Origin of the sequence: Sphingomonas sp. UV9 (assembly GCF_004101245.1) — a bacterium.
Taxonomy (GTDB): Bacteria; Pseudomonadota; Alphaproteobacteria; order Sphingomonadales; family Sphingomonadaceae; genus Sphingomonas.
This window is the reverse complement of sequence record NZ_SCIN01000001.1, coordinates 1,029,078-1,041,505: the sequence shown is the minus strand read 5'-3', so window position 1 is coordinate 1,041,505 and position 12,428 is coordinate 1,029,078. Positions and strand designations below refer to the sequence as shown.

Below are 12,428 nucleotides of genomic sequence, written 5' to 3'. Positions count from 1 at the left end.
ATGGGGTTTCCGGCCAAGGACTTCCCGACCGGCCCGCTGTGGCTAATCGGTTGTGGCAACATGGGTGGGGCGATGCTGCGGCGCTGGATCGCCGCCGGGCTCGATCCCGCGACCGTTACGGTAATCACGCGGAGCGGGAAGGGTGCACCTGACGGCGTTCGCTCGCTGACCGCGCTACCCGACGAGGATGCCCCCGCGACGCTGATGCTGGCGCTCAAGCCGCAGCAGATCGAAGCGGCGCAGGCGTTGCTGGCATCGATGAACGGCGCCCCGAAGCTATTGCTGTCGATCCTTGCCGGTGTCGATCATGCGGCGCTTGCCGAGCGGTTCGAGGCTGACACGATCGTCCGTGCGATGCCCAACCTTCCGGTCGCGATCGGCAAGGGCGTGACGTCGCTCTACGCCCGCGATGCGTCCGAAGAGGCCATCGCGGCCGCGGAAGCCTTTGCACGCCCGTTGGGGCACTATGAATGGATCGCCGACGAGGCGCATTTCGATGCGGTGACTGCGCTGGCGGGCTGCGGCCCCGGCTTCGTGTTCCGCTTCGCCGACGCGCTTGCCAAGGCGGGCGCGGCGCTGGGGCTACCGACAGACCAGGCCGCCCGTCTCGCGATCGCCACGCTGGAGGGCGCCGCCATCATGGCCGCCGACGCCGACGTCTCGCCCGCCGTGCTGGCCGACCGCGTCGCCAGTCCTGGCGGTTCGACCCGCGAAGGCATGAACGTGCTCGACCGCGACGAGGCGCTGGTCGCGCTGCTGACCGCGACACTTGCCGCGTCCGAACGCCGCAACGCCGAAATGGCCGCCGCAGCGCGCTAGATCGAATAAGGATCGGCTGGCGCGGCAGGGGGCTCAGCTAACGATCTCAGCGGCCGAACTGGGCATCGGGGCCGCGCCAACTGACGACATCACCCGATTGCGCGACGTCCGCTCGAACGCCGGGCGATCCGCCGCCGACGAGATTGCCGCCGCAACCCGCTGCGAGGACTTCGCCACTTTCAAGCCGCGTTTCGAACAGGTCCAGGCCGACCTCGACGCCAGCATCCGGACGACAGGTCGCTTCGTACGCGACCTCGGCACGTCGAAGGCTGACATCAAGCAGGGGGAGTTCTTCATCGTCGGCGGGTAGATCGCCTATGTCGCGGGCGTGGGCGATCCGATCGCGGCACGCGATGGCGAGGTCGATGCATGGCTGCGCGTCGTCTATTCGAACGGCACGCAAAGCAACCTGCTGCTCCGCTCGCTCCAGTGGGCCCTGTACAAGGACGAGGGCGGTCGCCGCGTCAGCGAGCCGACCGCCGGCCCCCTGTTCGGCGACCGCGGCGGTGCCGAAGACGAACCCGACCGCTTGCCAACCGGCACACTCTACGTCCTGCGCAGGCGATCAGTGCACCCGACCATCGCAGCCCATCGCGCGCTGATCCACGAGATCGGCATCACCGGCTGCAAGGTGGAAACCCGGATCGCCGGGGCCGCCGACGACGCGATCGGGCATGACCTACGATCCAAAGACGGCGATGCTGTCACCGGACGCGATCTGACCATCGTTGGACGACGTAACGTCCTCCGCCGGCTTCGACACCGGCATATGAACGTGCAGACACCCAAGCTCGGCGACGATAGACCAAGCGCGCGCCACGCGTCGGTGGCCGTGGCTTTCGTAATGGAAGCGCTTGACGGTCGCCTCCTTGATGGCGCGGTTCATCCGCTCGACCTGGCCGTTGGTCCAAGAATGGTTCGGTTTGGTAAGCCGGAGAGTAAGGGGATTTGATGCGCCGAGCCCTCAGGATCGCATGGTACCGGTTTCCAGGAAACGCTGGTGCCACGACAGTGCCTCGCCCGGCAGGGTCGGCGTCTGCTGCCCGTAGGATCCGGCACGCGCTCGCCGGTAATAGTCGGCCAGCGCCGGCCGGTAATCTGGGTGAGCGCAGTTTTCCATGATCACTTTCGCGCGCTGCTTCGGGCTCAGCCCGCGAAGGTCGGCCAGCCCCTGTTCGGTGACGAGCACCTGCACATCTTGGCTGATATGGTCGACATGGCTCGCCTGCGGCACGATCGCCGAAATGTCGCCGCCCTTCGCGGTCGAGGGCGTCATGAAGATCGAGACATAGGCGTTGCGCGCGAAATCACCGGAGCCGCCGATCCCGTTTTGAATCCGCGAGCCCATGATGTGTGTCGAATTGACGTTGCCGTAAATATCCGCCTCGATCAGCCCATTCATCGCCAGGCAGCCCAGCCGACGGATCAGTTCGGGGTGGTTGCTGATCTCCTGCGGACGTAGAACCATTCGGTCGCGATACGCCCCCATGTTGGCGTTCAGCCGCGCCGCCGCTTCCGGGCTGAGCGAAAAAGCGGTCGCCGACGCCATCCGCAGCTTGCCCGAGTCGAGCAGGTCGAGCATCCCGTCCTGGATGACTTCGGTATAGGACGTCATCGCATCGAACGGCCCGGCAACGAGCCCAGTCAGTACCGCATTGGCGATGTTGCCTACCCCAGATTGCAGCGGCAGCAGCGACGCGGGCAGGCGGCCGCGCGCGACTTCATGGCGAAAGAACTCGATGAGGTGTCCGGCGATCGCATTGGCGGCGGCGTCGGGCGCAGCAAAGGGCAGATTGCGGTCTGGCGCCTCCGTCTCGACGATCGCGACGATCTTGGCTGGGTCGATCCGGAAATAGGCCTCGCCGATGCGGTCGTCGGGGCGCACGAGCGGGATTGGCACCCGGTGCGGCGGCAGCGCGGTGCCGTAATAGATGTCGTGCATCCCCTCGAGCGCAGGGTTCTGCCAGCGATTGACCTCGAGGATGACCTGATCGGCGCGGTCCAGCCACGTCTTGTTGTTGCCGATCGAGGACGACGGGATCAGCGAGCCGTCGGCGCGGATCCCCGAAACCTCGATCACCGCGGTATCGAGCGGGCCAAGAAAGCCCTGCCACGCCATCGGCGCGACCTGGCTGAGGTGCATGTCGAAATAGTCCATTTCCCCGCGGTTGATCTTCTCGCGCGCTATGGGGTCGGAATTATAAGGCAGGCGGAATTCGATGCCGTCGGCCTTGGCCAGCGCGCCGTCCAATTCAGGGCCGGTCGACGCGCCGGTCCAGACGCGGATCTGGAACGGATTACCCGCGGCATGTTCCGCCTCGATCCGCGCAGCAAGCGCCAGCGGCACCGCTTTGGGATCGACCGAACCTGTGAACCCGCTCAGCCCAACCGTGCTGCCCGGCGCAATCAGCCGGGCGGCCGCGTCGGCGTTCATAATCCGGTCGGCAAGGCCGTGGCACGCAATCCGGCTCATGAATGTCCTGACGGTTGTGGTGGACGGGGACGGTCGCCTGGAAAGGGATGTGGCACAGCCGCAGGCGAATGTATGCCTTTACAGGCGCAGGCCTAGTCCGATGCCGAAGACTAGCGGATCCAGGCTGACCCGAACGGACTGCGTGCCGATCGCCGTCGTACGGAGCCGTGCGCTGGTATCGATGTCGATATATTTGACGTCCAAGTTGACGAACACCTTGGGGGTGATGTCGATATCGACGCCGACCTGCGCTGCCCAGCCGACGCTGTCCTTCATCCGCACGCTGGTCGACCCTACGGCCTTCTCCAAACCCGTCGATGCCTGCTCGTTCCAGAAGATCGTGTAATTCACCCCGGCGCCGACATAGGGCCGCACCACGCCGCGCGGACTGAAATGATATTGTGCGGTCAGCGTCGGCGGCAGCACCCAGGTCGAAGCGAGCTTACCGATCGAACCTGTCGTCCCCGTCCGCCCCTCCGCGTGATGCTTGGTGGTCGCGGCGATCAATTCGAACCCGACATGGTCCGTCGCCATATAGGTCACATCGAGTTCGGGCATGACGCTGTCGGTGATGCGCACCCGCTCGCCGGGGAAGGCGGGAAGGATGCCGCCCGACCGCTCGTTGGGCGCGACAAGAATGGCGCGGACCCGCACCAGCACGTCGCCGGCCTGGATCCCCCGGCGCACGGGCTCCTGCGTGGTCGCAGCCAAGGTTGTGTCCTGCGCGGCGGCCGGGCTGGCGACAGCGACCGCGGCGGTTGCCGCGCCGACGGCGAGAACGATGCTGCCGAACGAATGATAGGTCATGACCGACTCCTGATTGGTTGAGCGCGGCCTAGGGCAGCTGGAGGCGGCGGACCTTGATCGCCGCCAAGGACCGGTTTGACGCGGATCAAAGACCGGCGGGGGCGCGGCGGCGCACCACGCCGGCATGTGGTCATATCATCCAGAGCTGCTCGCGCGCGCGGTCCCGCGCTATACGAGCTATCCCACCGCGGCCGAGTTCGGTGACGCTGTCGGTCCCGGGGACATGGCCAACGCGCTCGCTGGCATCGACGTGGACGCGCCGGTCTCGCTGTACGCCCACATCCCGTATTGCCGCGCGATCTGCTGGTATTGCGGTTGCAACACCGGTGCAGCGAACCGCACAGCGCGTCTCGCGACGTACATGGCGCGCCTCGACGAGGAGATTGCGTTGGTCGCAGACCGCGTCGGCGACGTGCGGATCGGGCGGATCGCGTTCGGCGGGGGCAGCCCGAACGCGATCGACCCTGCGCTGTTCGTGGCGCTCGTCGCGCGGTTACGCGGCGCCTTCCGGTGTGAGGATCCGGTCCTGTCGATCGAGATCGATCCGCGCGGCTTCGATGCCGAATGGGCGGCGGCCCTCGGTGCCACGGGGGTGTCGCGCGCCAGCCTGGGCGTGCAGACGCTCGATCCGCAGGTCCAGACGGCGATCGGGCGCGTGCAGCCGGTGGACGATATCCACCGCACCGTGGCGCTGCTGCGCGGCGCAGGCGTGGCGTCGATCAACTTCGACCTGATGTACGGTCTGCCCGGGCAGACCGAGGCGAGCCTGCTGGCTACGCTGCGAGACAGCATCGCCATGGGGCCGGATAGACTGGCGGTCTTCGGTTATGCGCATGTTCCGGACCTGATCCCGCGTCAGCGCCGGATCGACTCCGCGGCGCTGGCCGGCGCCGAAGCGCGCTTCGCACAGGCCGCGCTGGCGCACGCGGTGCTGATCGATGCGGGCTATGTCGCAGTCGGGTTCGATCATTTCGCTCGTCCCGGCGATGCGCTGGCACGCGCGAGCGAGGCGGGGACGCTCCGCCGCAACTTTCAGGGCTTCACCGAGGATCCGGCGCAGACGTTGCTTGGCCTCGGCGCCAGTTCGATCAGCGACTTCCCGGTTGCGTTGCTGCAGAACGAAAAGAACACCGGCCGGTACGGCATGCGGATCGACGCCGGCGGCTTCGCGACGGCGCGCGGGCTGCGGCGCACGGCGGAGGACCGGGGCCGCGCGCGCGCGATCGAATTGATCCTGACGCGCGGCGTCGCCGATCTGGCCGCAGTCGCTGGCATCGACGCTGTCCGTACGCAACTCCTCGCGTTCGAACGCCACGATCTGGTCGCGTGGCAGGGTACGACGCTGCAACTAGCCGCTGATGCGTTGCCCTATGCGCGGACGATCGCGAGCGCTTTAGACCTGTACCGGCCAAGTGCACCGGGACGCTTCAGTAGTGCGGTCTGAACAACGCGCGGTCGTCGCGCCGCCGAGGTGTCCGACCTGCGCGGTCCGCGGCAGCGCGATGTGTTCGGCTCTCGGCGATGGCGATCTGGCAAGGGTCCGTGCGATCGGGTTGCGCCGCACTGTCGCGGCCGGGCAGGTATTGGTCTGGGCTGGCGATCCCAACGCGATCTGCGCCAATGTGGTGTCGGGGGTGCTCAAGATCGTGCGCGTGGCGTCCGACGGCCACGAGCATATCGTCGGCCTGCTGTTTCCCGGGGATTTCGTCGGCGACCTCTTTACCGAGAGCGCGCGTGAGACGGTCCAAGTGCTGTGCGACGCCGATCTTTGCGTCTACCCGCGCGGCGCGCTGCGCCACGTGCTCGACGTTCACCCCGCCGCCGAACGGCTGCTGTTGCGCCGCGCGCTCACCACGCTGGATGAGACGCGCAAGTGGATGCTGATGCTGGGTCGCAAGGATGCGAGTGCGAAGATCGCGGCCTTCCTGGTCGATATGGCGCGCAGGCTGGATGGTTCAGGCGGCGTCGCGGGGCGGTTCGACCTGCCGATGAGCCGGTCCGAGATCGGCGCGGTGCTGGGCACGACGATCGAGACGGTCAGCCGGCAGTTCACAGCATTGCGCGTCGCCGGGATTATCGCGCTACCCGGCGGACGGGCGGTCGTGATACTCGATCAAGCCCGGCTCGCGCGCCGCGCGGCGGCCTGATCAGGCGGCATCGCGCAGCCGGGCCGCGCCCGGCGCGAGATCAAGTCGCTGGGTGCAGATCGCGGTTAGCGCCGGGCGGTGGCTGACGACGATCAGGCCCTGGCTAGTCCGGTCTAAACGGTCGATCAACCGCTGGACCAGCAGCGCCTCTGTTTCGCCGTCCAGTCCTTCGCTCGGTTCGTCCAGCAGCAGCCAGGGCGCGTCCGCGCAATAGGCGCGTGCCACCGCCAGCCGGCGCCGCTCGCCGCCCGAAAGCCGCGCGCCGTTCTCGCCGATCCAGCTGTCGAGCCCGAAGTCGAGCGCCCGAATCCGCGTCTCCAGCACGGCATCATGCAGGGCCCGCCACAGCGCAGCGTCGTCGGCGTGCGGGTTCGCCAGTGCCAGATTGTCGCGCACGGTGCCCGACAGCAGCATCGCATCCTGCGGCGCCCAGGCAAAGCTGCGGCGCAGGCTGTCGGGCGCGAGTGTCACGATGTCCGCACCACCCAGCCGCAGCCGGCCGGGCTCGCTCGTCCGCAGCCCCAGCATCTGCTCGACCAGCGTCGTCTTGCCGCTTCCTGACGGCCCCGTCAGCGCCAGCCGCGCGCCCGGTGCCGCGACACAGGCGCCCGCCGGCACGGTCAGGACGATCGCGGTCGCGTGATTACGACTCCGGGTTTGCCCCTCCCAGGCCGGCGAAGGCACGAAGACTGCGTTGAGCCGCAACTGCGCCTCGGCCAGGCGACCGCGGTCGATCATCGCCCGCAACAGTGGACCGGCCGCATCGACCGTCATTGCCGCGGCCAGTGCGGCCAGCGCCGCGCGCGGCGCACCCGATCCCGCGGCGAGCGTTACCGTGCCGGCCGCGGCGATGCCGATCGTTCCGGCGTGGAGCAGGTCGAACCAGGCGGCGGCGTTCGCATGGCGGCGTTGCGCGGCCGCCAAGATCCGGCTCTGTGCATCGATCCGCGCCGCGGCCCAGTCTTCCAGCCCGAAACAGCGCAGTTCGGGCGCGGCATCGGCCAGGCTCGCGAAACTGTCGCGCAACTGGCCCGACGCCCGCTGCACCGCGCGGCCGGGCACCGCGATCCGTTCGGACAAGATCCGGCCCGCGACCAGCAGCAGCATCGTACAGCCAGCGGCCAGCGCGGCGGCGGCGATCCCGCCAAGAGCAACCAGGCAAAGGCCGGAGCAGAGCGCGGCGGCGACGCCCCACGGCGCAGACAGCCGCACGAAGCGCGTCTCGATCGCATCGACGTCGCCAACCATCCGCGCGGTCGCATCGCCGGTCGTGAAGGTGAGCGCGGCGGCGGGCGGCTGCGCGGCTAGCGCTGCGAACACCGCCGGGCGAATCCGCGCGAGTGCACCAAACGCCGCGTCGTGGCTCGCCAGTCGTTCGCCATAGCGCGCGCCCGTCCGCACGATCGCCAGCAGGCGGATACCGGCGCTCGGCAACATGTAATTGAACGCCATCGCCACGGCGGGCCCAGCCAGCCCGGCGATCGCCGCCGCGGTAATAAACCAGCCCGACAGTCCGAGCAGGGTGATCGAGGCCGCCGCGACCAGCGCGGCATACACGGCGGCGCGGCGCAGCAGCGGCCGCTGGCGGCGCCGCTGCGCACAGATTATTGCGTCGAGCGGCGTGGTCACGCGGCGTCTCCCAAGCGGATGATATGGTCGGCGATGGCGGCCAGCCGCTCGCTGTGCGTTGCGATCAGTGTGGTCCGGCCGCGGCAGGCGACTGCGAGCGTCGCGATCAGCGCCGACTCGGCTTCGGAATCGAGATGCGCGGTCGGCTCGTCGAGCATCAGGATCGGAGCGGGCTTCAACAACGCGCGCGCCAGCGCGATCCGCCGCCGCTCGCCCCCCGACAGCCCGCCGCCGCGCGCGTCGATGGGACCGTCCAGGCCGCCGGGACGCGCACGCAGCATCGGCGCAAGGCCGGCGCGGCGCACGACCTCGTCGATCTCCCATGCGGTCGCGGCGGGGTGCGCGAGCGTCAGGGTGTCGCGGATCGTCCCCGCGACGATCAGCGGATGCTGCCCCGCCCAGGATGCGAGCGCCGCCAGCGAGCCGCCGGGTGCCAGCGGCACGCCGGCTACGCGGACGGTGCCGCCGCCCAGCGGCGCCAGGCCCAGCAACAGATGCAGCAGGCTCGACTTGCCGCTGCCCGACGGGCCCAGCAGCGCGACGATGCGTCCTGCGGGCGCTGCGAACGACACGTCCGATACCGCCGGGCGCGCCTCACCCGGATAGCGGATCGTGACCCGGTCGAACACGATGTCGACCAGGCCGGCCGGGATCGGTACTGCCGCTGCAGCGTGCACGACGGGCAGGATGGCAAGGCGGTCGGCCGCCGTCTCCGCGGCCTGCTTGTCGTGATAGGCCGCGGCCAGGCGGCGCATGGGCGCGTAGAATTCGGGGGCCAGCGCCAGCACAAAGAATGCGCCACCGATATCGAGTTGTTCCGGTACCGAAAAGGGGAGCAGATGGAGCAGGTTGAAGCCGCAATAGACTGCGACCAGCGCGACCGACAGCGCGGCAAAGAATTCGAGCGATCCCGACGATAGGAATGCAACGCGCAGCACGCGCATTGTCCGGGTGGCGAGATCTTCTGCGGCGCGACCGATCTCCTTCGTTTCGCGCTCCTCACCGCGGAACGCCAGGATGATCGGCAGCGCGCGAACGCGGTCGGCGAAATGGCTGGTCAGCCGCGCTAGCGCGACGAACTGTCGGCGCGACTGGTCGGCAGCGGCCCCGCCAGCCAGGATCATCGCGACAACGAACGGTATTAAGGTCGTGACCAGGATGCACGCGGCGATCGGGCTGGCGACCGCGGTCGCGGCGAGAATGAGGAGCGGGGCGATTGCGCCAGCTTTGCGCGCGGGCAGGAAGCGCGCGACATAGCCGTCCAGCGCCTCCACCTCGTCGACCACCGCGCTCATGAACGCGCCTGTCGTAATTGCGGAGGCGGGATCGCGGTGCAACGCGGCGCCGACCACGCGACGGCGCAACCCGATCTTCGCGCGTTCGGCCTCCGCCGCGCCGGTCCGCGCCGACAGCATCGCGAACAGGCCGCGCGCCACCCCCGAGGTCGCCGCTAGCGCTGCCCATGGCAACACGGCCACCATACCCTGCGGCACCGCGACGATCGCCCCGGCTAGTCCGCCGGCAAAGCCGATCGCGGCAACGCTGTCGAGCAGCAGCAGCCCGGTTGCGGTGGTCGCGCGGCCGCCGTCCGCCGCCACCGCGGCCAGCCAGCGCGTGCGATCGCGCGCTGCGATCCGGTCAGGGACGGCGCGCGCGGATGCGGCGCGGTCTTTGTATCCCGTTTTCATGCAGCCGCTTTCGCCCGACCGGCTTCCGGGGGTCTTTGACCGCGGTCAATGTTCGGTCCGCACGCCGCTCTTATCGCCGGCGTGGAACCGGTACCCAAACCGGTAGGAGACCTTTCCCATGGACCTCGGGGTTATCGACCTGTCGCGGCTGCAATTCGCACTGACCGCCCTCTATCACTTCCTGTTCGTGCCGCTGACACTCGGTCTGTCGATGATGCTCGTCATCATGGAATCGGTGTACGTGATGACGAACCGGCCGATCTGGCGCGTTATCACGCGGTTCTGGGGGCGGATCTTCGCGATCAACTTCGTGCTCGGCGTTGCCACCGGGCTGACGATGGAGTTCCAGTTCGGCACCAACTGGTCGTATTTCTCGCACTATGTCGGTGACATCTTCGGTGCACCGCTGGCGATCGAGGGGCTGATGGCGTTCTTCCTCGAGGCGACGTTCGTTGGAATCATGTTCTTCGGCTGGGATCGCCTGTCGAAGCTCGGCCACCTGATCGTCACCTTCATGGTCGCGCTCGGCACGAACCTGTCGGCGCTGTGGATCCTCGTCGCCAATGGCTGGATGCAGAACCCGATCGGTGCCGCGTTCAATCCGGAAACGATGCGGATGGAGGTGACCGATTTCGGCGCCGTGCTGTTCAACCCGATCGCCCAGGCCAAGTTCGTCCATACCGTCAGCGCGGGCTATGTCTGCGCGTCGGTTGTGGTGCTCGGCATCTCCGCGTTCTGGCTGCTGCAGGGCAAGTACAAGGCGGTCGCGCGCCGCTCGATGACGGTCGCCGCGGCTTTCGGTCTCGCCGCGTCGCTGTCAGTCGTCATCCTTGGCGACGAAAGCGGCTATGCGCTGACCGACAACCAGAAGATGAAGCTCGCCGCGATCGAAGGTGCCTGGCACACCGCGCCCGCACCCGCCGGGCTGACGCTGTTCGGCATTCCCGACATCGCCGCGCGCGAGACCCGCTACGAGGTGCAGATTCCCTGGGTGCTCGGGCTGATCGCCACGCGCAGTCTGGACGGCACCGTCACCGGCATGTCGGAACTGGTGCTCAAAGCGCAGGAGCGGATCACCTCGGGCGTCGTCGCCTACGACGCGGTCGAGCGGCTGAAGGCGAATCCGGCCGACTTGGTTCAGCGCGCGCGGTTCGAGGCGCACAAGCGCGATCTCGGCTATGCGTTGTTGCTGAAGGCGCATGTCGCCGATCCGCGGATGGCCAGCGCGCAGCTGATCGCCACCACCGCCTGGGACGTGGTGCCCAACGTGCCGCTGATGTTCTGGAGCTTCCGGATCATGGCGGGGATCGGCTTTGCGATGATCGCGCTGTTCGGCGCCGCGTTCGTGCTCACCTCGCTCCGGCTGCACATGCACACGCGGTGGTTCCTGAAGCTCGCGGTGATCGCGATCCCGCTGCCGTGGATCGCGATCGAACTGGGCTGGATGCTGGCCGAGATCGGCCGCCAGCCCTGGGCGATCGAAGGCGTGCTGCCGACCTTCCTCGCGGCCTCGTCGCTGACCCGCGGCGCGCTGTGGACGACGATCATCGGCTTTACCGGCCTGTACGGCACGCTGGCGGTGATCGAGGTCCGGCTGATCCTCGAGACGATCCGCAAGGGGCCGTTCGAGCATGACGAGGATCCGCAGCCCGCGCCCGGAGACATCCCCGCGCTGCCCGTCGCCGCCTGACAGGAGACAAGACGATGTTCGATTACGAAATCCTCCGCATCCTCTGGTGGGCGCTGATGGGGGTTCTGCTCATCGCCTTCGCATTGACCGACGGCTATGATCTCGGCGTCGCGGCGCTGTTGCCCTTCGTCGCCAAGACCGATTCCGAACGCCGCATGGTCATCAACTCGGTCGGCCCGACCTGGGAGGGCAACCAGGTCTGGTTCATCCTCGGGGGCGGCGCGATCTTCGCCGCTTGGCCGTTCGTCTATGCGATCAGCTTCTCGGGCTTCTACCTCGCCATGTTCGTGGTGCTGGCGTCGCTGATCCTGCGGCCGGTCGGCTTCAAATACCGGTCGAAGCGGCCTGATGCCGCTTGGCGGTCGCGCTGGGACTGGGCGCTGTTCATCGGCGGGTTCGTGCCCGCCTTGGTGTTCGGTGTAGCCGTTGGCAACGTGCTGACTGGCGCCCCGTTCCGCCTCGACAGCGATCTGCGCGCCTTCTTCGACGGCAGCTTCCTGGGATTGTTCACGCCGTTCACGCTGCTGTGCGGGCTGTTGTCGGTGGCGATGCTGGTGCTGCACGGCAGCGCGTGGCTGGCGATCAAGATCGAACGCGGCGTGGTGCATGATCGCGCCAAGCGGTTCGGCACCGTTGCCGGACTGCTGTCAGTAGCGCTGTTCGCCGCCGGCTGGGCGTTCGTCGCGTTCACCGACATCGGCTTCCGCATCGTCGGCGAGGTCGATCCGTTCGGCCCGTCCAACCCGCTGCGCACAACCAGTGAAGTCGCCGCCGGGGCATGGCTGGTCAATTATGGGACCCATCCCTGGATGCTGATCGCGCCAGTGCTAGGGTTCGGCGGCGCTCTGCTCGCGCTGGTCGGCATCCGCCGCCGGTGGGAAGTCGCGGCGTTTGCCGGGTCGTCGGCCTCCGCGGTGGGAATTATCGCCACCGTCGGGCTATCGATGTTCCCCTACATCCTGCCGTCCAGCATCGACATGCACTCCAGTCTGACCGTGTGGAACGCGTCGTCGACGCCCAAGACGCTTGGCATCATGCTGGTCGTGACGGCGGTCTTCCTGCCTATCGTCATCGCCTACACGGCCTGGGCCTACAAGGTGATGTGGGGGCGCGTGACGACGCACGCAGTTGCCACCAACCCCGATTTCTACTGAACACGTCCGATCTGGAGCACG

The 12,428-nt window shown here is 68.0% G+C and carries 10 protein-coding genes and 1 pseudogene; 6 read left to right on the top strand and 5 right to left on the bottom strand.

Annotated features, from left to right (window positions below; genetic code table 11):
* Together proC and EQZ23_RS04540 are read left to right on the top strand one after the other, a co-directional pair.
* The gene (gene proC / locus EQZ23_RS04545; RefSeq protein ID WP_128453213.1) at positions 1-819 is read left to right on the top strand and encodes a pyrroline-5-carboxylate reductase; all 819 of its coding nucleotides are present in this window, start codon (positions 1-3) and stop codon (positions 817-819) included.
* A 97-nt stretch (positions 820-916) separates the two neighbouring features.
* On the top strand, positions 917-1,129 hold the full coding sequence (locus EQZ23_RS04540) for a hypothetical protein (RefSeq protein ID WP_128453212.1): 213 nt from the start codon (positions 917-919) through the stop codon (positions 1,127-1,129).
* A gap of 522 nt (positions 1,130-1,651) precedes the next feature.
* On the opposite strand, the pseudogene EQZ23_RS04530 reads toward EQZ23_RS04540, so the two are convergent.
* The 3 genes and pseudogenes from EQZ23_RS04530 to EQZ23_RS04520 form a co-directional block, all read right to left on the bottom strand.
* A pseudogene (locus EQZ23_RS04530) lies at positions 1,652-1,753 on the bottom strand (IS481 family transposase); the annotation flags it as partial.
* A 30-nt stretch (positions 1,754-1,783) separates the two neighbouring features.
* Complete coding sequence (locus tag EQZ23_RS04525; RefSeq protein ID WP_128453211.1) at positions 1,784-3,292, bottom strand: acetyl-CoA hydrolase/transferase family protein; 1,509 nt, start codon at positions 3,290-3,292, stop codon at positions 1,784-1,786.
* A 78-nt stretch (positions 3,293-3,370) separates the two neighbouring features.
* The gene (locus EQZ23_RS04520; RefSeq protein ID WP_128453210.1) at positions 3,371-4,099 is read right to left on the bottom strand and encodes an OmpW family outer membrane protein; all 729 of its coding nucleotides are present in this window, start codon (positions 4,097-4,099) and stop codon (positions 3,371-3,373) included.
* Positions 4,100-4,223: 124 nt separating this feature from the next.
* Here EQZ23_RS04520 and EQZ23_RS04515 point away from each other — a divergent pair, with 124 nt between their 5' ends.
* Positions 4,224-5,543 (top strand): radical SAM protein, encoded by a 1,320-nt coding sequence (locus tag EQZ23_RS04515; RefSeq protein WP_128453209.1) that lies wholly within the window; start codon positions 4,224-4,226, stop codon positions 5,541-5,543.
* Positions 5,533-6,246, top strand: coding sequence for a Crp/Fnr family transcriptional regulator (locus tag EQZ23_RS04510; RefSeq protein ID WP_240663229.1), 714 nt, complete (start codon positions 5,533-5,535; stop codon positions 6,244-6,246). The genes EQZ23_RS04515 and EQZ23_RS04510 overlap by 11 nt, the downstream gene beginning before the upstream one ends.
* Here the strand turns inward: EQZ23_RS04510 and EQZ23_RS04505 are convergent, their stop codons facing one another.
* Positions 6,247-7,875 (bottom strand): ATP-binding cassette domain-containing protein, encoded by a 1,629-nt coding sequence (locus EQZ23_RS04505; RefSeq protein ID WP_240663227.1) that lies wholly within the window; start codon positions 7,873-7,875, stop codon positions 6,247-6,249.
* The gene (cydD, locus tag EQZ23_RS04500) at positions 7,872-9,563 is read right to left on the bottom strand and encodes a thiol reductant ABC exporter subunit CydD (RefSeq protein WP_128453208.1); all 1,692 of its coding nucleotides are present in this window, start codon (positions 9,561-9,563) and stop codon (positions 7,872-7,874) included. The genes EQZ23_RS04505 and cydD overlap by 4 nt, the downstream gene beginning before the upstream one ends.
* A gap of 118 nt (positions 9,564-9,681) precedes the next feature.
* Here cydD and EQZ23_RS04495 point away from each other — a divergent pair, with 118 nt between their 5' ends.
* Both EQZ23_RS04495 and cydB read left to right on the top strand, forming a co-directional pair.
* The gene (locus EQZ23_RS04495) at positions 9,682-11,253 is read left to right on the top strand and encodes a cytochrome ubiquinol oxidase subunit I (RefSeq protein WP_128453207.1); all 1,572 of its coding nucleotides are present in this window, start codon (positions 9,682-9,684) and stop codon (positions 11,251-11,253) included.
* Positions 11,254-11,267: 14 nt separating this feature from the next.
* Positions 11,268-12,407, top strand: a complete 1,140-nt coding sequence (cydB, locus tag EQZ23_RS04490; RefSeq protein WP_128453206.1) for a cytochrome d ubiquinol oxidase subunit II — start codon at positions 11,268-11,270, stop codon at positions 12,405-12,407.
* The last annotated feature ends 21 nt before the right edge of the window (positions 12,408-12,428 follow it).

Excerpts from the sequence above, each read along its gene's own strand:
- proC (WP_128453213.1), top strand. The coding sequence starts at position 1 with ATGGGGTTTCCGGCCAAGGACTTCCCGACCGGCCCGCTGTGGCTAATC.
- EQZ23_RS04525 (WP_128453211.1), bottom strand. The coding sequence starts at position 3,292 with ATGAGCCGGATTGCGTGCCACGGCCTTGCCGACCGGATTATGAACGCC.
- EQZ23_RS04520 (WP_128453210.1), bottom strand. The coding sequence starts at position 4,099 with ATGACCTATCATTCGTTCGGCAGCATCGTTCTCGCCGTCGGCGCGGCA.
- EQZ23_RS04515 (WP_128453209.1), top strand. The coding sequence starts at position 4,224 with ATGTGGTCATATCATCCAGAGCTGCTCGCGCGCGCGGTCCCGCGCTAT.
- cydD (WP_128453208.1), bottom strand. The coding sequence starts at position 9,563 with ATGAAAACGGGATACAAAGACCGCGCCGCATCCGCGCGCGCCGTCCCT.
- EQZ23_RS04495 (WP_128453207.1), top strand. The coding sequence starts at position 9,682 with ATGGACCTCGGGGTTATCGACCTGTCGCGGCTGCAATTCGCACTGACC.
- cydB (WP_128453206.1), top strand. The coding sequence starts at position 11,268 with ATGTTCGATTACGAAATCCTCCGCATCCTCTGGTGGGCGCTGATGGGG.